The sequence below is a fragment of the Candidatus Filomicrobium marinum genome, from assembly GCF_000981545.1.
GTDB lineage: Bacteria > Pseudomonadota > Alphaproteobacteria > Rhizobiales > Hyphomicrobiaceae > Filomicrobium > Filomicrobium insigne.
Genome location: NZ_LN829119.1, coordinates 2,981,625 through 3,004,683 on the forward strand (window position 1 = coordinate 2,981,625; position 23,059 = coordinate 3,004,683).

The window sequence follows — 23,059 nt, forward strand, 5'->3', positions numbered from 1 at the left end:
TGGGTGATGCACGATCAATTGTCGAGGAAGCTACGCAGTTTCCTTGAACGGCTTGGATGCTTCAGCTTACGCAGAGCCTTGGCTTCAATCTGCCGAATGCGCTCACGCGTAACCGAGAACTGCTGACCAACCTCTTCCAGCGTGTGATCAGTGTTCATACCGATACCAAAGCGCATACGCAGAACGCGCTCTTCACGCGGCGTGAGTGATGCAAGCACCCGTGTTGTGGTCTCACGTAGGTTCGACTGAATCGCAGCATCGATTGGCAACACCGCATTGCGATCTTCGATGAAGTCGCCGAGGTGCGAATCTTCTTCGTCGCCAATTGGCGTTTCAAGCGAGATCGGCTCCTTCGCGATCTTGAGAACCTTACGTACCTTCTCAAGTGGCATCGCGAGCTTCTCAGCCAGCTCTTCCGGTGTCGGTTCCCGACCGATTTCGTGCAACATCTGACGCGATGTACGAACGATCTTGTTGATCGTCTCGATCATGTGCACCGGAATACGGATCGTACGAGCTTGGTCCGCGATAGACCGCGTGATCGCCTGCCGGATCCACCACGTCGCGTAAGTCGAGAATTTGTAACCGCGGCGATATTCAAACTTATCGACCGCCTTCATCAAACCGATGTTGCCCTCCTGGATGAGATCGAGGAACTGCAAGCCACGGTTCGTATATTTCTTCGCAATTGAGATCACGAGCCGGAGGTTCGCCTCGACCATTTCCTTCTTGGCTTGGCGGGCTTCCCGTTCGCCCTTCTGCACCGCCTTTACGATGCGCCGAAACTCTGGAATCTCAAGGCCGGTTTCACTCGCCAGCTCGTGAATATCACCGCGTATCACGTCGATCTGGGCACGTTCATTATTGATAAAGTTCGCCCACTTCTTGCCCTGCTGCGCCATGCGGTCGAGCCAAGTCTGGTCGAGTTCGTTACCGAAGTACTCGCCAATAAAAGCCTGCCGTGAAACACCGCAGGAATCGGCGAGCCGCATCAGACGCCCCTCGAAACCAACAAGCCGCTTGTTGATGGCGTACAGCTGCTCAACGAGGCTTTCGATACGGTTGTTATTGAGCGAAAGGCTTTTGACGTCCGTGATGATCTCATCGCGGAGCTTGTCGTAGGCGCGCTGCTGCTGGCTGGAGGCTTGATCACCCGCCACCTGCTGCTCAAGCATCCGATCCTGTTGTTTACGAAGCTTTTTGTAGTTGGACGCAATACGCTCGAAGGTTTCCAGAACCTTAGGCTTCAGTTCGGCTTCCATCGCCGCGAGAGACATGGAGTTCTCGAAGTCCTCCTCGTCTTCTTCGCTCTCGGCTCCTTCAGCGTTCGCTTCGCCTTCGGTTTCTCCACCTTCTTCGGTAGAGCCGTTCGCACTTTCGGCCTCGCCGGCCTCCTTGGCTTCCGGACCTTCGTACGTCGCTTCGAGGTCGATGATGTCGCGCAGGAGAATGCGCCCGTCATTCAACTCGTCATGCCAGATGATGATGGCCTGGAACGTCAGCGGGCTTTCGCAAAGCCCTGCGATCATTGCCTCGCGACCGGCCTCGATGCGTTTCGCGATAGCAATTTCGCCTTCGCGCGAAAGCAGTTCGACCGATCCCATTTCCCGCAGATACATGCGGACGGGATCATCTGTACGCTCGCTAGGTTCAGACTTCGTCTCAGCCCGCGCCGGTACGGCCTGCGTGGTCAGCGCGCGGCTTTCCTCTTCGTCCTCGCCTTCAGATTGCTCTTCACCCTCGCGCTCTTCGGTATCGTCGGACTCGACGACGTTGATGCCCATATCCGCGAGCATCGCGTAAAGGTCTTCGATCTGGTCTGAGGAAACCTCCTCAGACGGCAGAACGGTATTCAGCTCTTCATATGTAACATAACCGCGTGCCTTACCCGCTTTGATGAAGCGCTTGACCGCCTGGTCGGACATATCGAGAAGCGGGCTGTCGCGCTCGATCTCTGCACTCGACGCGTTCGCCTGATCTTCTTCTTTCACATTCGCCATGGTCGCGATTACCCTAGTTGTGTTGGGCCTCGACGACGTTCAGCCGGCCTCGTCGTTGTTGCCGCCAGCTCACGTACGATCGAATCTCGTGTTGAATCCTCGTTTTGGGTCGGAAGTGGCCAAACGATCCCCGAGTACCACTGACGAAGTGCCGCCTGAATTTCTCGTAGGCTTGCCATCATTCGTCATGCAAGTTCGGTTCCTGTCTTTGCATGGGCGGCCCCTTCGCCCTGAATGTTGACCCACGACTCTCAAGCCTCACTATCCCCCGACTTGACTGGGGAAAGAGCAGGCTCCGCCTCCGTCGACGGTTGCCGCTTGATCTCGCAGATCTGCGCCAATGCTGCGCTGCTGTCTTCTTCGTGCCAAGCCGCACGAAGCGAACTCTGAAGCCCGACTTGGCTCTCATGGAGCGCGAGGGAGTGGCAAAAGCCAGTCTCCACCTCTGCGGCGTCGGCTTCGGGTTCGACAAACTTATCGCACCGGTGCGTAATAGAGCGCTCGACAAGTTCGACGAACTTGTCAAGTCCCAAACAGGTCAAATGAGAACGAAGCTCGTTTCTGTCAAGTGATTTCTCGGTCGCTTGAGCAGATAGAACCCCATCTCTGATCTTCGCCAATCCTTCTGCACTGAACTGAATATCGGCGATTTCCTCGGCGTAATCGGCGACAAGCCACGGATGATTTAACAATGTCCGTATCAGGAGCACTTCTCTCTGCGGGAACCCTCCACCCGCGGCAACCAGCCGGCTTTGCTTCAAACTACTGCTAGCTGCAACGCGGGTTCCTTGTCGAGCAGCCTTACCAGGAGGCCCACTACTCCACTTGCCGGCGGCGGCCGGCGCACCGTAAGCAGGTTTCCGCATACTTCCTGACGCATGCGCAGGCTGCGCACCAGCTCCAGGTTGCGGCCTCCAGGCCTTAAACAACCTATCGCGCATATCGCGTTCATAGTGAGAACGCACCGCGTCATCCGTAATTTGAGCGGTCAACTTGCGGATCTGCAACTCCAGGCCCGCCCGTCGTTCCGGCGTTGACCAATCCCCTGCATCCCACTCGCGGGAGAACAACACATCGGCAAAGCCCCGTGCCCGCGCCATAACGCCTTCAAACCCCTCTCGACCTGATTGGCGCAACATATCATCCGGGTCAAGGCCATCCGGCATGAACGCGAAAGACAAACTAACTCCAGGCTTCAGATGCGGAAGAGCAGTATCGAGCGCTCGATGCGCCGCTTTGCGCCCAGCGCTGTCGCCGTCGAAGCATAAGATGGGTTCGGGAGCTATCCGCCACAACAGCTGCACCTGTTCTTGCGTCAATGCCGTACCCAACGGCGCGACCGCCTCCTTGACGCCAGCCTGCGCCAAAGCAATCACGTCCATATAGCCTTCGACAACGATGATGCGCGAAGCCTCATGCGCGGCCGGCCTAGCCGCCGCAAGATTGAAAAGAACCCAACCCTTATGAAATAACGGCGTCTCGGGGGAATTGAGATACTTAGCAGGCTGGCCATCATCGAGCGCGCGTCCACCAAATGCGATCACCCGGCTCTTATGATCGGTGATCGGGAACATCACGCGATGGCGAAAACGATCATACGAGGTTGGAATATCCGGCCCGCCGATCAACATTCCCGACGTGATCATCTCACGTTCGGTGAAACCCGCCGCACTTAGATAGCTTTTCAGCCGTGTCCGATCATGAGGCGCATATCCTAAGCGAAACCCGCTGACCGTCGCTTCACTTAGGCCGCGGCGAACAAGATAGCCGCTCGCTTCCCGGCCATCGCGCGTATGCAACTGATCTTCGAAGAACTTCGCCGACGTTTCCAGGAGGCGGTAAAGACGTTCCCGTTCGTCTTCCTGCGCCCGGGATTCGGGATCGCGCGGCGCCGGTTTTGGCAGCGTAACACCCGCTTCTTCCGCCAGACGCTCGACGGCCTCAGGAAACGACAAGCCTTCCGTCTTGATCAGAAACGTGAAGATGTCACCATGCTCACCCGAAGCGAAGCAATGGTAGAACCCCTTCTGATCATTCACGAAAAAGGAAGGCGTCTTTTCAGTCTTAAAGGGGGACAAGCCTGCGAATTCACGCCCTTGCTTTTTCAACGCCACCTTGCGCCCAACCACCTGACTGACAGACAGGCGTGAGCGAATCTCATCGAGAATGTGAGGTGGAAAACGCATCAGCGGTATCTCGATCGCAGTTCTCTAACCGTATCGCCCTCAACCTGCCGGGCGAGCCTGCCTGCAGATTTTTGAGCGATCTCGATTTTCCCCTTGATTGAGGCGCGATATCGCCTTCAACCCCGCTTGCAGCGCTCGCGTCATCCGCACCAACGCGCAGATAAGGCTCGAACGCTTCATGAGAGCGCACAAAAAACGACGCTATCCACAGAGATTAGAGCGATTCGTCCTGGGGTAGGCCTGGAGCAAGCAAAGCGCCATGCTCTCTACCCGCTTTCCACAGGAACTTGGTTCAAAGAGGCTACTTCAGTTCCTCTTTGACCATCGCGCTGGCCCGGCCGAAGTCCATTTGACCGGCAAATCGTTCCTTCAGCACACCCATGGTGCGTCCCATGTCCTTCAAGCCGCTGCAGCCCACCTCATCCATAACGGTCTTCACGGCCGCACGCATCTCTGTCTCGTTCATCTGCTGCGGCAGAAACTCTTCGATGATGGGAATCTCGGCTTCTTCCTTCTCGGCCAACTCGATCCGGCCTGCCTGACGGTAGGTGTCGGCCGCTTCGCGGCGCTGCTTAATCATCTTTTGCAGCAATGCGAGTATATCTTGCTCGTCCGCGCGGTCTTTGCCGGTCGTCTGTCCCTTTTCATCGGCACGTGCGGCGATGTCGCGGTCCTTAATTGCCGCGTTTATGAGCCGCAAAGTCGAAACCCTGGCCTTCTCGCCAGATTTCATTGCGTCCTTCATCGCTTGGTTGATGCGTTCGCGCATATCGCCTCCATAACGTAAATTCCACAGCCGGGAGCTGGGCTGCGGGACGCCTATGTGCCGGAACTGTCTGTATCCATGGCCAAAAGTGGCGCCAGTGTCTACCTGAGCCGTTGTGTGCCGATATCGCGCTTTTCGCGGCGGCAAGTCCCGCGTGGTTTAGAGGGCAAGGCCAATACCTGCAAGCACCCTTCACGTATTTAGCCTGTTGTCGAAAAAAGTCGCATAGAACGTCGGGGAGTATGGAAACTTGAGCTAGGCTCTCTTGACTTCCCGCCACCAGCCGATAAGCACACAACCTTAATGATATTTCCGGTTACTGGAACGAGCGGCAGGGCTGTATCTGCCCGCCGAACGCCTTATATCGGGCCCGCGGCAATGCAACATCGGGACAGTTCGAGTTGACTTCAACCCCCTTCAAAGACGCTCCGGCCTCATGGGATGACGAACCCTTGACGGCACGCCTTGTTTTGGCGGACGGCACAGTCATTTCAGGTCAAGGACTGGGCGCCACCGGCTCTGCAATCGGTGAAGTCTGCTTCAACACGGCGATGACCGGCTATCAGGAAATTCTGACTGATCCCTCCTATGCCGGCCAGATCATCACATTCACATTTCCGCACATTGGCAACGTCGGCGTTAATGACGAAGACGGCGAAACCTCCAATCTCGCTGCTACGTCCGCCGTCCGTGGCTGTGTACTGCGCGCACCAATCAGTGATCCCTCCAACTACCGTGCGACGGCCCACCTCGATCAATGGTTGAAGGCTCGCAACATTATTGCGATCGGCGGCATAGATACCCGGGCTTTGACCGCGCTCATTCGCAAGCAGGGCATGCCGAATGCCGTCATCGCACACGAACCCTCCGGCAAATTCGATATCGAGAAGATGGCCGCCGATGCTGCGGCATGGCCAGGGCTTGATGGCATGGATCTCGTGCCGGACGTTACCACCGGACAATCCTATACGTGGGATGAGATGCGCTGGCGCTGGAATGTCGGATACGAGCGGCAGGAGAATCCCGAATTCCACGTGGTCGCTATTGATTATGGCCTTAAACGCAACATTTTGCGTTGTCTGGCCAGTGCCGGATGCCGTGTTACAGTTCTGCCCGCCACAGCAACGGCCACCGACGTTCTTGAACGCCAGCCCGACGGCATCTTTCTATCCAACGGCCCAGGCGATCCGGCCGCCACAGGCACTTATGCGGTGCCAGAGATCAAGAAGTTGATCGATACGGGGTTGCCGATGTTCGGCATCTGCCTCGGTCATCAGATGCTGTCTTTAGCCCTCGGAGCTAAAACCAGAAAGATGCACCAGGGGCATCACGGCGCCAATCACCCAGTCAAGGACCACGCGACGGGAAAAGTCGAAATTACATCCATGAATCATGGGTTTACGGTTGATCGCGAGAGTCTCCCAGACGGCGTAAAGGAAACCCACCGATCGCTCTTCGACGGCAGCAATTGCGGGATCACGTTGGAAGGTAAACCGGTTTTCTCCGTACAATACCATCCAGAAGCCTCTCCCGGCCCACAGGATAGCCACTACCTTTTCACGCGGTTTATGGAACTCATCCGGGAGCATAAGCGCTCGATGCCTGCGGGATCGGTGGCACGGTGAAGACACTTTTCTCGATGCTACGGCGCCCAGTCGCTACGTTCGTCGCGCTCATCTTGATACTGATGCTCGTGAACGTATCGGCTCCGCGAGCCGACAATCGAGATGTCCCCTCCCCTCCAACGGACTGGGTTTCCACACTCGACCGTGATCACCCGCTCGTTGGGAAAATCTACGCGACAGCCTCGAACACCGTTGTCTCAGCACAAGATATGGGCCGCGCGCTGGCACTCGCACGCTTCGTGCTGCTCGGCGAAATTCACGACAATCCAGATCACCATTTGTGGCAAGCCTGGGCCATCCGGGCGGTCTCTAAACTGCGCGGCGCCCGCATCGTTGAGGGGCACCCGCAGATCGACGTGATCGCCATGGAAATGATCCGTGCCGATCAATATGCGGCTCTCGATAGGTTCTACGGGCGCGATGTAGAAGTTCCACGCCCTCGCCCCCCAAAGGCGCTTGCCCGTTTTCTTGAATGGGACAAGTCAGGCTGGCCGGATTTCAAGATATACGAACCAATTATATCCCAGGCGCTCTACGAACAGCTCGTGATCGTACCAGCAAGCCCGTCGAAGGAGCTGAGCCGCAAGGTCTCCAAGGACTGGGACAACGCTCTTTCACAAGGCGAGATTAAGCGATTGGGCCTCGATATCGCGTTCTCAAGTGATCTGGAAAATGCACTCACAGCGGAAATCGGAAAAAGTCACTGTGGGCTGATTCCGGAGGCTGCGTTCCCCGCCATGGCCCGCGTCCAACGCTTCCGCGATGCCACCATGGCGGACGCCATGCTATCAGTCGGCCCCTACAAGGGAGCCATACTCATCGCAGGCAACGGCCATGTTCGACGCGACCGTGGAGTTCCTTTTTTCCTCATGGCACGAGGTGTCACCCCGAAGCAGATCGTCAGTATTGCACATGTGGAGGTCCGCCCTGGCGAAACGAACCCCGCAGCATACGTTGACAGTACGCCTGAAGGGAAACCTGCGGTTGATTACGTCGTTTTTACACCGCGCACTGACAGGCCTGACCCGTGCGAGAAGATGCGAAAAGATATGAGCAAAGGTGCTCCAACCCCTTCAACTGAAAAGAAATCTGAACCGGCGCGGAATAGAGCCACAGATGTGAAGCCGTAGTTGATCGTTTAAAGGATGATGAAATCGGTAGGCTTGCCTGCTCCCTCGCCCTTGGATTTAAAGATTGCAGCCCGACGGTTCCCAACGGAGTTAATATTATGCGCCGATTGCTCGCCCTCACGCTTGTTGCTCTATCACTTCCGCTGGCCACCGCACATGCCGCTACATGCAACGAAGAAGTCGATGCGGCTTTTGCCAAACAACGCGAAGCTGGCTCGTTCCGCATGGTTTCGAACCTGATTAACGAACGCGGTCTCGTGCAAATGACCGTCGACTACGTTCTGCCCAATAAGCTGCATCAGACCGCGAAATCGCTCACGGACCCAAAGCCGAGCGAAATTATTCTGATCGGCAATCAGGCCTGGTCCAATAACGGAGAAGGCTGGAAAGTCATGCCGGACGATTTTGCAGAGGAACTCCACGAGCAAATGAGGCAAACCGTCGTTGATCCGCCTAAGGATCCGCTAAGCTACAAATGCGGTGTAGACGCGGAACTAGACGGCCGCCCAATGAAGCTCTACGTAGGCACCGAACCTGAGAAGAATGGCAACCATGCTGAAGGGCTACCGGTACGCCGGCTTTACGTCGATCCTGAAACAGGTCGCCCGGTTCGCAACGAGGTCGCGCCTGTCGGCAAACCCGAGCGCCCATTCTTCACGGCGAAGTACACTTATCCGGACTCGATCAAGATTGAGCCCCCGGCCACCAGCAATTAGAGCGCGGATCTCTCCCGCACGACAACATAGGCAGCAGCTGTCGGTTGCTGCCTGAAAACAACGACGACCACAATCTTTACTCTACATTCTCAAAATCGCCCGCTTCGCGGCCGACCGCGACAAACCATGCGCAAGCGCCCTATAGCCAAAGAGCTTGCCCTGCAATAGAAGACGCCCCCGATATGCCGAAACGCTCAGACATCAAGTCCATCCTCATCATCGGCGCGGGGCCCATTGTTATTGGGCAAGCCTGCGAGTTCGACTATTCCGGCACTCAGGCCTGTAAAGCGCTGAAGGCCGAAGGATATCGGATCATCCTGGTCAACTCGAACCCAGCCACGATCATGACCGATCCCGATCTGGCCGACGCGACATACATCGAGCCGATTACACCCGATGTCGTCGCCAAGATCATCGAGATCGAACGCCCCGACGCAATCCTCCCGACAATGGGAGGCCAGACCGCGCTCAACACAGCCCTAACTCTCTTCAAGCAGGGTCGGCTCGCTGCACTGAACGTTGAGCTGATCGGCGCGAATGCGGAGGCCATAGACAAGGCCGAGGACCGTCAGCTGTTTCGCGAGGCTATGGGGAAAATCGGCTTGGAAACGCCACGTTCCCAACTGGCGCACAATCGCGACGAAGCCTCAGCCGCACTGGAATTCGTTGGCCTGCCAGCCATTATCCGGCCTTCGTTCACGCTGGGCGGCACAGGCGGCGGAATAGCATACAATCGCGAAGAGTTCTTTGAGATCATTGAGCGCGGCTTGGATGCTTCGCCCACCAGCCAAGTGCTCGTTGAAGAAAGCGTTCTCGGCTGGAAAGAATATGAGATGGAGGTTGTTCGCGACACCGCTGACAACTGCATCATCATTTGCTCGATCGAGAACATCGACCCAATGGGCGTACACACTGGCGACTCCATTACTGTCGCACCGGCGCTGACCCTCACTGACAAAGAATATCAGATCATGCGCAACGCCTCCATCGCGGTGCTGCGCGAGATCGGCGTTGAAACCGGCGGGTCTAACGTCCAGTTCGCCGTAAACCCTCAAGACGGCCGTCTTGTCGTCATTGAGATGAACCCACGCGTGTCTCGCTCCTCTGCGTTGGCTTCCAAAGCAACAGGCTTCCCGATCGCAAAGATCGCGGCGAAGCTTGCAGTTGGATACACGCTCGATGAATTGGAAAACGACATCACAGCGGGAGCCACACCCGCCTCGTTCGAACCTACGATCGATTATGTCGTCACCAAAATTCCCCGCTTCGCGTTCGAAAAATTCGCGGGCGCCGACTCCACACTGACCACATCGATGAAGTCCGTCGGCGAAGTCATGGCGATTGGTCGTACATTCGCCGAGAGCCTGCAAAAAGCGCTCCGCTCGATGGAGACAGGCCTGCAGGGACTCGACGATATCGAGTTTGAGGGTCTTGGCCAGGGTGACGACAAGAATGTCATCCGTGCTGCCGTCTCCAGACCAACACCTGACCGCCTCTTGAAGGTCGCCCAAGCCCTACGGCTTGGCCTCGATCACGAGCAGGTCCACGCGTTCTGCAAGATCGATCCTTGGTTCCTGGCGCGTTTGCAGGAAATCATCGACATGGAAGCGCGCGTCAAAGCCCATGGCCTGCCGAAATCCGCACGCCAAATGCGGGTGCTCAAAGCAATGGGTTTCTCAGACGGACGGTTGGCAACGCTCGCGAAGATGTCAGAAGCTGACGTTACAAACCTGCGCGTGTCGCTCGGTGTAACGCCGGTTTACAAGCGCATCGACACATGCGCCGCAGAGTTCGCATCTCCGACCGCTTACATGTACTCCACTTACGAGTCCGGCTTGGTGGATGAACCCGCTTGCGAAGCCCAGCCCAGCGATCGCGAAAAGATCATTATCCTCGGCGGCGGTCCGAACCGGATCGGCCAGGGTATCGAGTTCGACTACTGCTGCTGCCATGCTTGTTTCGCCCTAACGGATGCGGGCTATGAAACCATCATGGTCAATTGCAACCCGGAAACGGTTTCAACCGATTACGACACGTCCGACCGCCTCTACTTCGAACCGCTGACGGCGGAGGACGTGCTTGAAATCGTCCGTACCGAATCCAAGAATGGCAAGCTTAAGGGCGTCATCGTTCAGTTCGGTGGTCAGACGCCGCTGAAGCTCGCCGCTGCGCTCGAAGAGGCCGGCGTCCCGATCCTTGGCACGTCGCCCGATGCCATTGACCTTGCGGAAGACCGCGACCGCTTTAAGGAACTGATCGAGAAACTGGGCCTCAAGCAACCCGCCAGCGGCATTGCACGAACACCCGGCGAAGCACGCGCCGTCGCCGATCGGATCGGCTATCCAGTCGTCATCCGGCCATCTTACGTGTTGGGTGGACGCGCCATGGAAATCGTCCATGACGGCCATGAGATCGATCGGTACATCACGCGCCTGTCCGCTACCCTGGATCGGCCTTCCGAGCTGATCGTCTCCGACCGCCGCCCGCTACTCATTGACCGCTACCTATCGGACGCGGTCGAGGTTGACGTGGATTGTCTGTCGGATGGCAAGGACACGTTCATTGCGGGTGTTATGGAGCACATTGAGGAAGCCGGGATCCACTCTGGCGATTCCGCCTGCGCTCTACCACCTCACTCTCTTGACCCGACTATCATCGCCGAAATGGAACGTCAGGCGCAGGACCTGGCAATCGCGCTCAACGTCGTCGGCCTGATGAACATTCAGTTCGCAATCAAGGATGGCGAAGTCTTCATCCTGGAAGTCAATCCGCGGGCTTCGCGCACGGTACCATTCGTCGCGAAGGTCATCGGTCTCCCCATCGCAGCGATTGCGTCACAGATCATGGCGGGTCGTCCGCTGGCCGACTTCAATCTCAAGACGCCGAAGCTCAATCACATCGCGGTCAAGGAAGCTGTCTTCCCATTCGCGCGCTTCCCCGGTGTTGACCCAATTCTGGGCCCAGAAATGCGCTCGACCGGTGAGGTCATGGGCATTGACACGGACTTTGCCATGGCTTTTTGCAAAAGCCAGATTGGTGGCGGCCAACCGCTACCCCTCGCCGGAACAGTCTTCGCCTCAGTAAAAGAGTCCGACAAGGCTCGTATTGTGGCGCCCTTGGAAGAATTGTCGGCGATGGGCTTCAAAATCCTCGCGACGAGAGGGACGAAGCGTTACTTGGAGGAGCACGGCGTTGCTTGCGAAGTGGTCAATAAAGTCCTCGAAGGACGGCCACATATCGTAGACGCCATGAAAAATGGCGAGGTGCAGCTAGTGTTCAATACAACTGAAGGAGCCAAGGCACTTGCGGATTCTAAGGATATCCGCCGAACAGCCTTGCTTCACCACATTCCATACTATACAACCCTTGCCGGCGCAGTTGCTGTCACCCGCGCAATTAGGGCACTGAAGGGAGACGGTATCAAAGTTGCGCCGTTGCAGAGCTTTACAAGCCGCATAAGTTAGTCCCTCGCAGCCTGAGCGTAATGCTGGGCAGCAACCTCAAAACGCGTACACTGACAGAAAGTCTATTGGTCCCGGCCAATCAGCCGGGCCACGCAGGAGACGTTAAGCTATGGCGATGGAACGGGTACCCATGACGACCGAAGGGTTCCGCAGGCTCGAAGAGGAGCTGCACCGCCTGAAATCGGAAGAACGCCCGCGCATCATTCAAGCGATCTCGGAAGCGCGGGCGCACGGCGATCTCTCCGAAAATGCGGAGTATCACGCCGCGAAAGAAGCTCAGGGCTTGAACGAGGCCAAGGTCGCGGAGCTTGAAGACAAGCTTTCGCGCGCCGACGTCATCGACGTATCGACGCTGTCCGGCGATACCGTGAAGTTCGGTGCTACAGTCAAACTCGTCGACGAAGACACCGACGAAGAGGTGACCTACAAGATTGTGGGCGATCTGGAGGCCAACCTGCGCGACGGAAAGATCTCGATCTCTTCGCCTATCGCACGTGCACTCATCGGCAAGTCCAAAGGCGACTCTGCCGAGGTGACGACGCCTAAAGGGGCCCGTTCGTTCGAAATTCTCAACATTGACTGGAAATAGTCTGGGCGGCTGCCGACAGGGCTAACCCGTCGGCAGTTTCACCGCGATGCCAGGCTCCCGTTTGACGCGACGGATCGTCAAGAACGTCTTCACGCTCGCTACATTTGGGGCGGCGGTAAGCTCGTTGAGAACGAACTCCTGCATTTCGGCTAGATCGCGGGTGACGCAGCGCAGCATGTAGTCCGTTTCACCGGACAACATGTAAGCATCGCGCACGTATACCCAGCTCAGGATCAAATTTTCAAACGCCCGAAGATCGCTTTCGGCCTGATTGTGTAATCCAACCATTGCATAAGCCGTGAGCGAAAAGCCCAGCGCAACTTCGTCTAGAAGCACCGTGTAGCCGGCGATTAACCCAGACTCTTCCAGCGCACGCACGCGACGCAAACACGCGGGCGCGGAAAGTCCAACGCGGGTCGCCAACGTGACGTTCGTGATTCGACCATCGCTCTGGAGCTCCCGCAGTATTTTCCAATCAATGGTATCGAGTGTGTGTCCCATCACAATCCTGGACTAGCGTGGACAGCGTTCAGCCTGACGGTAGGATAACGCCGGGCAAGGCGCAATAATGCGCAACCTTATCATCAACGAGAGAAATAATATTGCGCGCCAGCGTATGCCGCCTATGGGGCAACGGGAGTTCTCGCAAAGAGACACTCAGACCCTTTGCGCACTCGACAATAGGCGCAGTAACAGTCAAAACCGCCGTATGACCGACATGACACAACCTTTCAGTCAATCACCCGCCCCAGCCAGTTCTCTGGCTGGACGAAAGGGCTGGATCATCACCGATGGCAAAGCGGGCATGGTGGTCCAGGCCAAGGGCGTCGCCGATGCTTTGGGCCTCGACTACGTGATGAAGGACGTCGACCCATCGGGGATCTGGCGCATATTGGCGCCTTGGGGACCAGTCGATCCCGCAGCAAAATTGGGGCAGCCCGGCAGCGTGTTTGCACCACCTTGGCCCGCCGTCGCCATTGCCACAGGGCGCGCCAGCATTCCCTATATCCGTGCCATCAAGAAACTTGCGGGTCCCCAAACATACACCGTCGTTCTTCAAGACCCTAAATCAGGCCCCGGCACCGCTGATTTGATTTGGGTACCGCAACACGATAAGCGCCGCGGCCCCAATGTCTTGGCGACCCTGACCTCTCCGCACAGCTTCACGCCGGCGCGCTTGAAGCAGCTGGCCGACGAACTACCTGACGAAATCAAAGTCCTGCCAAGCCCGCGCGTCGCCGTTGTTCTAGGTGGAAAGAACGGCGTCTACAAATTTACCGAGGATGATGACGCACGTTTCGCGGCCAGTCTCAGATCCTTATCCGCACTCGGGGCCAGTTTCCTGATCACGCCATCACGGCGAACTCACCAACGCCTCATCGCAGCCGCCGAGGACGCCACGCGCGATGCCCCTTGCATCCTCTGGACGGGCGAAGGCGCCAATCCTTATCCACATTTTCTGGCCGCTGCCGATATTCTTATCGTGACGGCGGACAGCGTAAACATGTGCGGTGAAGCCTGCGCCACTGGAAAGCCCGTTTACATATTCACGCCGTCCGGCGGTTCGGCGAAGTTCGCGCGCTTTCACCAGGGATTGGCCGAGCATGGGGCCACACGGCCCTTGCCGACAGTCTTTGAAAACCTCGAAAACTGGACTTATGAACCGCTTGATTCCGCCGCCCGGATTGCCGGTGAGATCAATCACCGCTACGCAAAGCGTAAGCAGATGCTCTCGGGTATTATGAGTTAAGAAGGCGCGCGGTCTTTTAACTGGGCGCGCGGCCCCATTTCCGGCAGAACATTGCCCTAGCTAAGACGACAGACGACGATCAGGAACCCCTTTTTCAAGCATCAGGGATGATCCGCATGGCGCACTTGAACCTTAACGCTCTCCGGGACGCCAGCCTCGAGACCGAGCCTTATCTCCACACGATCGTACCTGGGTTCCTGTCGCCGGACAGTATCCGCCAAATCACCGAAACCTATCCGAATATCGAAAAGGGTGGCTCCTACCCGATCGAAAGCCTCGAATCCAACATGACCATCAAAGAGGTCATCGAGGAGCTGGACGGCCCTGACTTCCAGCGTGCCATCGAAGAAAAGTTTGCAGTCGAGCTTGAAGGCCGCCCGAAGATGTACTCCCTGCGTGGCTACACGCGAGCGAAAGACGGCCGCATCCATACGGATTCAAAAGACAAGATCATCACGGTCCTGCTCTATCTCAATGAGAACTGGAACCAGGACGGCGGGCGCTTGCGCATCCTGCGTAACGGAACCGACGTGGACGATTACGTCGCTGAAGTTCCTCCGGACAACGGCACTCTCCTAGTCTTCAAACGCTCGGACAATTCCTGGCATGGTCATCATCCCTTCGAAGGCCAGCGGCGCTCGCTGCAAATGAATTGGATGACCAGCGAAGGCAGCAAGGGCTGGCACAAGATCCGCCATTCGCTTTCAGCCGCCGTCAAAAAGATGACAGCCGCCAGCTAACGGAAATCCGCTCTGACAAGGCAGGTGTGCGGCGAAGAATGGCGGAAGTATCCAGCACAAACCGCTTATTGCTCCGAGAGCCCGGCCTCGCCGCCGGCGGAACTTTGCCGCGCGAACAGCGCTATGCCGTCCCATCGCTTTTGCGACGTCTCCTCCTGCTCATCGAAATGCTGGGGCTCTTCATCGGACTGCCTATCGCGCTGGACTACGCTGTACACAGCGAATCCGTCCCGTTGTTTGTCGTTTTGCAGCCCGTACTACTCGCCTTTATTGTTTTTCTGCTTTGGGACCGGACGTTCTACCTGCGGCGCGAGCTGATCCGTCTGCCGAGTCCGAAAGAACTGTTTTCCATGCTCGCGATCTGCGCCATCGCGGGCGGCATGGTCGCAGCATATGTCGCGCAAGAGATGCCAGCGCGTTACCTCAATTTCCCACTTCAACGTCCGGAGACATGGGAAAGGATTATGATCCTGTACCCGATGTTGTCCGTGCCGGTGCAGGAACTCGTCTATCGCACCTTCTTCTTCCACCGCTACGGCCCCCTCTTCGGAGAGGAACGCGGCGCGCTCATTCTCGCCAACGGCATCCTTTTTGGCTTTGCCCATTTTCTCTTCGGCAATTGGATCGCAATCGCCGGGACAGCCGTCATCGGCACCTTGCTGGCCTACCGCTACGAAGCCACACGATCCTTCTGGGCGGTCTGGCTGGAACACACCCTTTGGGGTTGGCTCGTCTTCACCGTCGGCCTCGGCCACTACTTCTTCACCGGCGTCTCGAACTTCTCCATGATCAAATGGGCGTTTTGAGAGGCCTCTCGCTGCGCAATTATGCGCTCACACTCGTACACGGGAGTCCATATTTTAACCAATTTCAACTGGAACAAAAAGAGAACAATGGCAAGTCCACACGCACACCAATACGGAATTCGCCAATGTCGTCCGAGACAATAATTTCTGGTTTCTTATCTGGCCTGCTGGTGCTGTGGGCGGATCGAACTTTTCGGGGCACCCTGGTAGATCGGGCAACTGCCTTGACAATTATACTCCTGCACGCGGCCTTATCCTGCACGGCCATAGTGATTTCCTGCGTCCACCGACCCGGCCTCGTGGACTTCCTCATGCCAATTGGAAACGGATTTTGGTCACTTAATTTGCTGATTATTGGAAGCTTTTTGTTCGCTGGTTCACTTGTACCTTTTGCCCTCGCACTGATGGTCAGGAGTGGACGAACGCAATTAGTCCGTCTGCAGGCAACAGTGATCGTAGTACTGATGTCTTGGGGTATTTTGTCCAGCCGCGAAAGCATCCACGGAACAACGGAGCTATTGGCAACCTACGCGGCGACAGCTCTATTCTATTTGCCGGCCTTACTTATCGCTTCGATGATAATTCAGTCGTTGCGTGCGGTGAGAAGATTTTCCGAAGCGCTCCTGATTTTTCAGGATACAGTTGACCGCGAGACTGACGGCTCCATCAGTCGTTCAAGCGCTCGATGGGATTAGTAAGGCATCCCTTTGCGCCGCGCCGCGCGATCGGCTAGAACCGGCGCAGATCAAGACTCCCGAACAATCCAGCGAGAGAGGCGCCCAATTAAATGGCGAACCCGCAATACGTCTATCACATGCACAAGCTGTCCAAGACCTATCCGGGCGGCAAGCAGGTCCTGAAGGACATTTCCCTATCATTTTTACCCGGCGCCAAGATCGGCGTCGTCGGTCTCAACGGCGCCGGTAAATCGACACTGTTGAAGATCATGGCCGGCCAGATGACCGACTTCGTCGGCGAAGCTTGGGCCGCGGATGGCGTCAAGGTCGGCTACCTGCCTCAGGAACCCGAACTCGATCCTGAAAAGGATGTGCTTGGCAACGCCATGGAAGGCGTCGCCGAAAAGAAGGCACTCATCGACCGCTACAACGAGATCGCTTCCAACTACTCCGAAGAAACCGCCGACGAGATGGCGGCTCTCCAGGACCAGATCGATGCCCAGAACCTCTGGGATCTGGACACACAGGTCGAACAGGCCCTCGATGCATTGCGCTGCCCGCCGGGCGATGCCGACGTCACCAAGCTGTCAGGTGGTGAAAAGCGCCGCGTCGCGTTGACCCGTTTACTTTTGTCGAAGCCCGACATTCTCCTGCTCGATGAGCCGACGAACCACCTCGACGCTGAAAGCGTCGCCTGGCTCGAACGCTTCCTCAAGGAATACGCCGGCTGCGTCATTCTCGTAACGCACGACCGCTACTTCCTCGATAACCTGACCGAGTGGACCCTCGAATTGGATCGTGGCCAGGGCGTGCCCTACCACGGTAACTATTCGAGCTGGCTGGAACAGAAAGCGAAGCGCCTCGAAGTCGAAAAGGGCCAGGAAGAAGCCAAGCAGCGTGCACTCAGCCGCGAGTTGGAATGGATCCGTTCAAGCCCCAAGGCACGTCAGGCGAAATCCAAAGCCCGTATTACGGCATATGAAAAGCTGGCCGAGGAAGCTGGTCGCGAGGATGTTGGCCGCGCCACCATCCACATCGCTCAAGGTCCACGCCTTGGCGGCGTCGTGGTCGAAGCCGACGGCGTGACGAAAGGCTTCGGCGATCGCCTGCTTATCGACGGCCTGTCCTTCAAGCTTCCTCCTGGTGGCATTGTAGGCGTTATCGGTCCCAACGGCGCCGGTAAGACGACGCTATTCCGGATGATCACCGGCCAGGAAACACCCGACGCTGGAACTTTTAAACTCGGCGAAACGGTGAAGCTGTCTTACGTCGACCAGTCGCGCGATCACCTCGATCCCAAGAAGACTGTTTGGGAAGAAATCTCCGGCGGCCTCGACCAGATATTGCTCGGCGGCAAGAAGGAAGTTCCTTCACGCGCCTATTGCGGCTGGTTTAACTTCAAGGGGGCCGATCAGCAAAAGAGGGTCGATATGCTTTCGGGTGGCGAGCGCAACCGCGTCCACCTTGCCAAGCTTTTGAAAGAGGGCGGCAACCTGCTCCTCCTCGACGAGCCGACCAACGACCTTGATACCGAAACCCTCTCCGCACTCGAAGCTGCTTTGGAAGACTTCCCAGGCTGCGCCGTGGTCATCAGCCACGACCGCTTCTTCCTTGATCGTCTCGCTACGCACATCCTCGCCTTCGAGGGCGACAGTCACGTGGAATGGTTCGAAGGCAACTTCGAAGCTTACGAGGAAGACAAGAAGCGTCGCCTTGGCGACGCCGCAGTCGAACCTCACCGGATCAAATACAAGCGCTTCGAGCGCTAATCGCGCGAACTTCAAAGCGCAAGAAACGAAAACGCCGCCCGATGGTCAGACCTTTCGGGCGGCGTAATTTTTCAAGCCGTGCTGATTGTCAACGGTTGAGCGCGAGAACCAAAGTTTTTGGGTTTCCGCCATTCTCCGAAATGTAAGTCTCAAAAAGCCGCTTGAGCTGCTCGCGAGCCCAAAAGCCCATAACTTCCGCATCGCCAACCTTAAAGGAGCTACCACGGCGGATCAGCCACCAACGCACCTCATATGAGGTGCCGTCACGCATTGTCACAACGCTATCCACGTAAACGCCAGACCGTGTTTCTTCCGTCTGACCGATAGCAACCGCCTTGACGACGGGATATTGAGGTGCCTGCGACGCCGCATAGCGTGAGATGAACGACATCATCCCTGAATAGTAGGACGTGCGCTCGCTGCTCGGCAGAGCTTTGGCATAAGACCCTAGGGAATAGAGCCCGATAGAGGGCAGGTCCGCGTGCCGTTCCATGACTTGCATGAAGGCATCGCTCGTGCCCTGGCGTGCGGCGGTGACAAGCTCATTGGCCACACGCTGCATGTACTGAACTGGCTGTTCGGCCCGCGCAGCGCCCATTCCGAAACTGACCATTGCGATGCTGGCCAGCACCAACACCCCGAACCGAGTCCGTAAGAAACCGTGACCCGAACGCAAACGGGCAATGGTCATGAACATCTCCATGGCGCTACGCGCTTGTTTTGGCAGTCCAATCGCTGGCCTGCGATAACTGATTGATGGTTGGCAAAATACAATCTTCATGCCTACCCCGCCCCGTCAAACTTATCTGAACCCAAATGACGGCACGCCCGCGTGCCAAAAAAAGCACATTAAACCTGCTACTGAGCTTAGATGGCAAGTTAAGGGCAACGGATCCCCTCACTGATCTCAATACTGCGATGTTGACCTGCAAAGTCGCCTGAAGATGTGCCCTGAGGCGATCGCCGAGCAAAGAGGGCCGACGCTGAAAGCATCGGCAATCCCAGCAGATCCGCCAGACTCTGGGTGTCCTCCAGGCTGATTTGATCCCCAATACGCAACAATAGGCAGCGCCGCGAAACAGGGTGCACAAGGATCAGCTCATGGCGCACACCTGACACATTGGTACGTATGTGATGAGTGACGCCACTGAACTCGCGGAGCGGACACCCCCATTTGCTCGCCCCCCAAAGGTTCCGGTCGTCGACTTCAACATAGCTATTCGTAAGAGTGATTTCGCGTCGTTTCCCTAGCCGGCGCAGGCATCTGACAGTCGGCAACCCCAGTAAAATGCCGCCCATTCCGAAACCAGCAAGGACGGCAAGAAAGGCGCTCGGGCGCTCTGCGACGACTTCTGAAAAGATTGGTTCAGAAACAAAACCAACACCCAGCACCAGATAAGGCGCGGCAAACAATCCTAGAACCGGAAGCAGGAAGAAAAGCTGCGCAAGAGCTGCGGTGTTGCACACGCGCTGTTCTATGTGTGCCGGCAATCCATCACGATGCGCGGTGATTGAGACCGTTTCGAAGGAAGAAAATGGCATGAGCAAGCAAGAAATCTGAAGCGGCACAGCGGTTGGGAAACACTAAAAGCCAGCATAACTGCCAGGTCTTAAGCCAAACCTAAGCCTTCGCGACGCGCGATCAGCCAGCAAGCTTGAAGAAGACGACATATCGCTTGACATATAAAGATATCTTTATATCTATTGCCGTCATGAACGATCTGTCCCCAACGCGGCTGCCACTGGCTACGAGCCAGATGGTGATAGCCCTGAAAGCAGCGGCCGAACCTACGCGGCTGCGCATTCTGTTGCTGCTTACGTCGGGCGAACTCAACGTTAAGGACCTGACGCAGATCCTCGGCCAGAGCCAACCTCGGCTCAGCCGGCACCTGAAGCTGTTGGTCGAAGCCGGCTTGATCGAGCGCATCCGCGAGGGAAGCTGGGTCTATTTCCACTTGTCCGATAGGACCGCAAACGGCCGATTGGCTTCCGTGTTACTGGCGATGGCGGACCTCAACGACCCCATCGTAATTCGGGACCGAGAACGTGCCGAACACCTGAAGCGCGATCGCGAAGCCATTGCCCAACAGTACTTCGAGCGCCATGCCAGCGATTGGGACCAAATCCGCTCGCTTCATGTCGCCGAAGCGGAAGTTGAAGCGGCCATGAGCGAAGCGCTCGGGCCAGCCCCAATAGAGTTTCTTGTCGATCTAGGGACTGGAACCGGTCGAACGCTCGAATTGTTAGCCGAACGTTATCAACGCGCCGTCGGCATCGACATAAACCAGGCCATGCTCGCTTATGCGCGCAGCAAGATCGACAACGCTGGCTTACGTAACGCACAAGTGCGCCACGGAGACATCTACAACCTTGCACTTATGCCGGACGAAGCCGATGTCGTCGTCATGCACCAGATCTTGCATTACCTGTCAGATCCTCAGCGCGCCCTGGACGAGGCAGCCCGCATACTTCGCCCAGGCGGCCGTTTGTTGATCGTCGATTTCGCACCACATGAGCTCGAATTCCTGCGCGATCACGCCCACGAGCGCCTCGGCATTGGAACAGACACCATGACGAACTGGCTCGCCGATAGCGGCTTGAAGCCTGTCACGACCCGCCATTTGCCGCCCTCACCACAACACGGCGACAAAACCGACAACCTAACAGTCTCGCTTTGGCTGGCAGAAAAGTCCGAAGCGGCGTGACGACGATGCGCGTCGAGCGTGCATCCGTCATTCAAGAAATAGGAGAGACCGCATATGGAACCCAAGAGCAGGTTGGTGGGAGACGGAGAGATCGACGTTTCGTTCGAGTTTTTCCCGCCTAAGACAGAGAAGATGGAAGAAACGCTCTGGCATTGCATCCACCGACTGGCACCCTTGCGCCCGGAGTTTGTGTCCGTCACCTATGGTGCCGGCGGCTCCACGCGTGAGCGCACGCACACCACCGTCTCCCGCATCATAAAGGAGACGAACCTGAAACCAGCAGCACATCTGACCTGCGTCGATGCCACGAAGGCTGAAGTCGATGACGTCGCCCGTGATTACTGGACGTCCGGTGTCCGCCATATCGTTGCACTGCGCGGCGACCCTGCCAGCGGCGTCGGCGATCACTATGTTCCGACACCGGGTGGTTATGCCAATGCTGCGGCTCTGGTCAGCGGGCTCAAGTCCATCGCACCGTTTGAGATCTCAGTGGCAGGTTATCCCGAGTGCCATCCTGAAAGTGCCAACCTCGACGCCGACATAGAAAACCTGAAAGCGAAGGTTGACGCTGGAGCTGATCGCATCATCACGCAGTTCGTCTTTGACGGCGACTATTACCTGCGCTTCCTTGAGCGCGCACGCGCTGCAGGGATTTGGGTTCCCATTACACCAGGCGTTATCCCGATCCACAACTTCGCGCAGGTTTCAGGCTTTGCACGAAAGACAGGCGCAACGATACCGGCGTGGATCGAGCGCCGTTTCGAAGGGCTTGAGAACGATCCAAAGACCAGCCACCTCGTCGCGAGCGCCGTAGCCACTGAGCAGGTGTTGGGACTCGTGGATGAAGGTGTCAAAAGCTTCCACTTCTACACCTTGAACCGCGCCGATCTCGTCTACGCGATCTGCCACTTGCTAGGCCTGCGGCCGGCGCCGGTCGATAGCGCAAAAGCAAAGGCAAATGCCGCCTGAAACACGGCACCCAACTGTATTACGCCCAACGAGGCGAGTGCCCAAGCGAACAAAAGAATGGAGTCATAAAAAACAATGAAAAGAAAGCCGAGCTGGGCCGCACTGGAAGCTGCTGCCGCAAAGCGAATTCTCATAATCGACGGCGCCATGGGCACCATGATCCAGCGACGCAAACCGACCGAAGCCGACTATCGCGGCGAACGCTTCAAGGACTGGAAGTGCGACGTGCAGGGCAATAACGACCTGTTGGTGCTCACCCAGCCAGACATGATCATGGAAATTCATGAGGAATATCTCGCCGCGGGCGCTGACATCCTCGAAACGAATACGTTCAACGCACAGCGCATCTCGATGGCCGACTATCAGATGGAAGAGCTGTCATACGAGATCAACGTTGAGGCAGCACGCATCGCCCGCGCTGCTGCCGACAAATGGACGAAGAAGACACCGGACAAACCCCGCTTTGTTGCCGGCGCCGTTGGCCCGACGAACCGCACAGCCTCCTTATCTCCGGACGTCAACGATCCCGGCTTTCGCAACACTTCCTTCGATGTCCTGCGCGAAGCCTATTCGGAGCAGGTGCGCGGCTTGGTAAATGGTGGCGCAGACATCATCCTCATCGAGACGGTCTTCGACACCTTGAACGCCAAGGCCGCAGGATATGCCACCCTCGAGGTGTTCGATGAATTAGGCGTCGAACTCCCAATCATGATTTCAGGTACGATCACGGACCGTTCCGGCCGCACGCTTTCTGGGCAAACCGCAGAAGCATTCTGGTATTCGATGGCGCATCTAAAACCCTTCTCGATCGGGTTGAACTGTGCGTTGGGTGCCGAGTTGATGCGTCCTTACGTGGCTGAACTTGCCCACGTCGCGAATACACGGGTGTCGGCCTACCCCAATGCCGGCCTGCCGAACGCCATGGGCGAATACGATCAAACACCTCACGAGATGGCGTGTCTGCTCGAACCCTGGGCCGAGGACGGTCTACTGAATATCGTTGGTGGATGCTGCGGCTCAACGCCAGAACACATCCAGCACGTCCGCGAGCACGTTGAAAAACACGCCCCTCGTGAGGTTCCAGAAATCGCTCCCAAGATGCGCTTGTCAGGGCTCGAACCATTCGTACATGGGTGATCTCGTCCCATCGACTCACGGACAGCCTCC

At 57.0% G+C, this 23,059-nt stretch carries 19 protein-coding genes; 13 read left to right on the top strand and 6 right to left on the bottom strand.

Features of this window, described 5'->3' with window-relative positions:
* Positions 1–14: 14 nt before the first annotated feature.
* The 3 genes from rpoD to YBN1229_RS13980 form a co-directional block, all read right to left on the bottom strand.
* Positions 15–2,000 (bottom strand): RNA polymerase sigma factor RpoD, encoded by a 1,986-nt coding sequence (gene rpoD / locus YBN1229_RS13970; protein ID WP_046478634.1) that lies wholly within the window; start codon positions 1,998–2,000, stop codon positions 15–17.
* Positions 2,001–2,251: 251 nt separating this feature from the next.
* Positions 2,252–4,186, bottom strand: coding sequence for a DNA primase (dnaG, locus tag YBN1229_RS13975; protein ID WP_046478633.1), 1,935 nt, complete (start codon positions 4,184–4,186; stop codon positions 2,252–2,254).
* Between the two features lie 301 nt (positions 4,187–4,487).
* Positions 4,488–4,955 carry a GatB/YqeY domain-containing protein gene (locus YBN1229_RS13980; protein WP_046478632.1) on the bottom strand — a complete coding sequence of 156 codons (468 nt, stop codon included), beginning with the start codon at positions 4,953–4,955 and terminating at the stop codon, positions 4,488–4,490.
* 449 nt (positions 4,956–5,404) lie between these two features.
* On the opposite strand from YBN1229_RS13980, the gene carA reads away from it, so the two are divergent.
* From carA to greA, 5 genes are all read left to right on the top strand, one after another.
* Positions 5,405–6,577 (top strand): glutamine-hydrolyzing carbamoyl-phosphate synthase small subunit, encoded by a 1,173-nt coding sequence (gene carA, locus YBN1229_RS13985; protein ID WP_342027546.1) that lies wholly within the window; start codon positions 5,405–5,407, stop codon positions 6,575–6,577.
* Positions 6,574–7,707, top strand: coding sequence for a ChaN family lipoprotein (locus YBN1229_RS13990; protein WP_046478630.1), 1,134 nt, complete (start codon positions 6,574–6,576; stop codon positions 7,705–7,707). Before carA ends, YBN1229_RS13990 begins: the two co-directional genes overlap by 4 nt.
* 98 nt (positions 7,708–7,805) lie before the next feature.
* The gene (locus tag YBN1229_RS13995; RefSeq protein WP_046478629.1) at positions 7,806–8,423 is read left to right on the top strand and encodes a hypothetical protein; all 618 of its coding nucleotides are present in this window, start codon (positions 7,806–7,808) and stop codon (positions 8,421–8,423) included.
* A 182-nt stretch (positions 8,424–8,605) separates the two neighbouring features.
* A complete protein-coding gene (gene carB / locus YBN1229_RS14000) occupies positions 8,606–11,887 on the top strand; it encodes a carbamoyl-phosphate synthase large subunit (protein ID WP_046478628.1) in 3,282 nt (1,093 codons plus the stop codon).
* A gap of 115 nt (positions 11,888–12,002) precedes the next feature.
* Positions 12,003–12,476 (top strand): transcription elongation factor GreA, encoded by a 474-nt coding sequence (greA, locus tag YBN1229_RS14005; RefSeq protein WP_046480454.1) that lies wholly within the window; start codon positions 12,003–12,005, stop codon positions 12,474–12,476.
* Between the two features lie 21 nt (positions 12,477–12,497).
* Here the strand turns inward: greA and YBN1229_RS14010 are convergent, their stop codons facing one another.
* On the bottom strand, positions 12,498–12,977 hold the full coding sequence (locus tag YBN1229_RS14010) for an Lrp/AsnC family transcriptional regulator (protein ID WP_046478627.1): 480 nt from the start codon (positions 12,975–12,977) through the stop codon (positions 12,498–12,500).
* Positions 12,978–13,185: 208 nt separating this feature from the next.
* Here YBN1229_RS14010 and YBN1229_RS14015 point away from each other — a divergent pair, with 208 nt between their 5' ends.
* The 5 genes from YBN1229_RS14015 (at position 13,186) to ettA (ending at position 18,218) form a co-directional block, all read left to right on the top strand.
* Positions 13,186–14,226, top strand: coding sequence for a mitochondrial fission ELM1 family protein (locus YBN1229_RS14015; RefSeq protein WP_244464923.1), 1,041 nt, complete (start codon positions 13,186–13,188; stop codon positions 14,224–14,226).
* Between the two features lie 116 nt (positions 14,227–14,342).
* Complete coding sequence (locus tag YBN1229_RS14020) at positions 14,343–14,966, top strand: 2OG-Fe(II) oxygenase (protein ID WP_046480450.1); 624 nt, start codon at positions 14,343–14,345, stop codon at positions 14,964–14,966.
* Positions 14,967–15,004: 38 nt separating this feature from the next.
* Complete coding sequence (locus YBN1229_RS14025; protein ID WP_052743949.1) at positions 15,005–15,772, top strand: CPBP family intramembrane glutamic endopeptidase; 768 nt, start codon at positions 15,005–15,007, stop codon at positions 15,770–15,772.
* A 125-nt stretch (positions 15,773–15,897) separates the two neighbouring features.
* Positions 15,898–16,467 carry a hypothetical protein gene (locus YBN1229_RS14030; protein ID WP_046478626.1) on the top strand — a complete coding sequence of 190 codons (570 nt, stop codon included), beginning with the start codon at positions 15,898–15,900 and terminating at the stop codon, positions 16,465–16,467.
* Positions 16,468–16,559: 92 nt separating this feature from the next.
* Positions 16,560–18,218 carry an energy-dependent translational throttle protein EttA gene (gene ettA, locus YBN1229_RS14035; protein WP_046478625.1) on the top strand — a complete coding sequence of 553 codons (1,659 nt, stop codon included), beginning with the start codon at positions 16,560–16,562 and terminating at the stop codon, positions 18,216–18,218.
* Between the two features lie 88 nt (positions 18,219–18,306).
* Here ettA and YBN1229_RS14040 read toward each other — a convergent pair whose 3' ends face one another.
* On the bottom strand, positions 18,307–18,909 hold the full coding sequence (locus tag YBN1229_RS14040; RefSeq protein ID WP_046478624.1) for an ABC transporter substrate-binding protein: 603 nt from the start codon (positions 18,907–18,909) through the stop codon (positions 18,307–18,309).
* Positions 18,910–19,097: 188 nt separating this feature from the next.
* Positions 19,098–19,760 (bottom strand): hypothetical protein, encoded by a 663-nt coding sequence (locus YBN1229_RS14045; RefSeq protein ID WP_052743950.1) that lies wholly within the window; start codon positions 19,758–19,760, stop codon positions 19,098–19,100.
* 134 nt (positions 19,761–19,894) lie between these two features.
* Between YBN1229_RS14045 and YBN1229_RS14050 the strand changes: the two genes are divergently transcribed.
* From YBN1229_RS14050 to YBN1229_RS14060, 3 genes are all read left to right on the top strand, one after another.
* Positions 19,895–20,923, top strand: coding sequence for an ArsR/SmtB family transcription factor (locus YBN1229_RS14050; RefSeq protein ID WP_244466772.1), 1,029 nt, complete (start codon positions 19,895–19,897; stop codon positions 20,921–20,923).
* 54 nt (positions 20,924–20,977) lie between these two features.
* Positions 20,978–21,892, top strand: coding sequence for a methylenetetrahydrofolate reductase [NAD(P)H] (gene metF / locus YBN1229_RS14055; protein ID WP_046478623.1), 915 nt, complete (start codon positions 20,978–20,980; stop codon positions 21,890–21,892).
* 75 nt (positions 21,893–21,967) lie between these two features.
* Positions 21,968–23,029, top strand: a complete 1,062-nt coding sequence (locus tag YBN1229_RS14060; RefSeq protein WP_046478622.1) for a homocysteine S-methyltransferase family protein — start codon at positions 21,968–21,970, stop codon at positions 23,027–23,029.
* The last annotated feature ends 30 nt before the right edge of the window (positions 23,030–23,059 follow it).

Coding starts and splice junctions, on each gene's coding strand:
- rpoD (WP_046478634.1), bottom strand. CDS start 2,000: ATGGCGAATGTGAAAGAAGAAGATCAGGCGAACGCGTCGAGTGCAGAG.
- dnaG (WP_046478633.1), bottom strand. CDS start 4,186: ATGCGTTTTCCACCTCACATTCTCGATGAGATTCGCTCACGCCTGTCT.
- YBN1229_RS13980 (WP_046478632.1), bottom strand. CDS start 4,955: ATGCGCGAACGCATCAACCAAGCGATGAAGGACGCAATGAAATCTGGC.
- YBN1229_RS13995 (WP_046478629.1), top strand. CDS start 7,806: ATGCGCCGATTGCTCGCCCTCACGCTTGTTGCTCTATCACTTCCGCTG.
- carB (WP_046478628.1), top strand. CDS start 8,606: ATGCCGAAACGCTCAGACATCAAGTCCATCCTCATCATCGGCGCGGGG.
- greA (WP_046480454.1), top strand. CDS start 12,003: ATGGAACGGGTACCCATGACGACCGAAGGGTTCCGCAGGCTCGAAGAG.
- YBN1229_RS14010 (WP_046478627.1), bottom strand. CDS start 12,977: ATGGGACACACACTCGATACCATTGATTGGAAAATACTGCGGGAGCTC.
- YBN1229_RS14015 (WP_244464923.1), top strand. CDS start 13,186: ATGACCGACATGACACAACCTTTCAGTCAATCACCCGCCCCAGCCAGT.
- YBN1229_RS14020 (WP_046480450.1), top strand. CDS start 14,343: ATGGCGCACTTGAACCTTAACGCTCTCCGGGACGCCAGCCTCGAGACC.
- YBN1229_RS14025 (WP_052743949.1), top strand. CDS start 15,005: ATGGCGGAAGTATCCAGCACAAACCGCTTATTGCTCCGAGAGCCCGGC.
- YBN1229_RS14030 (WP_046478626.1), top strand. CDS start 15,898: ATGTCGTCCGAGACAATAATTTCTGGTTTCTTATCTGGCCTGCTGGTG.
- ettA (WP_046478625.1), top strand. CDS start 16,560: ATGGCGAACCCGCAATACGTCTATCACATGCACAAGCTGTCCAAGACC.
- YBN1229_RS14040 (WP_046478624.1), bottom strand. CDS start 18,909: ATGACCATTGCCCGTTTGCGTTCGGGTCACGGTTTCTTACGGACTCGG.
- YBN1229_RS14045 (WP_052743950.1), bottom strand. CDS start 19,760: ATGCCATTTTCTTCCTTCGAAACGGTCTCAATCACCGCGCATCGTGAT.
- metF (WP_046478623.1), top strand. CDS start 20,978: ATGGAACCCAAGAGCAGGTTGGTGGGAGACGGAGAGATCGACGTTTCG.
- YBN1229_RS14060 (WP_046478622.1), top strand. CDS start 21,968: ATGAAAAGAAAGCCGAGCTGGGCCGCACTGGAAGCTGCTGCCGCAAAG.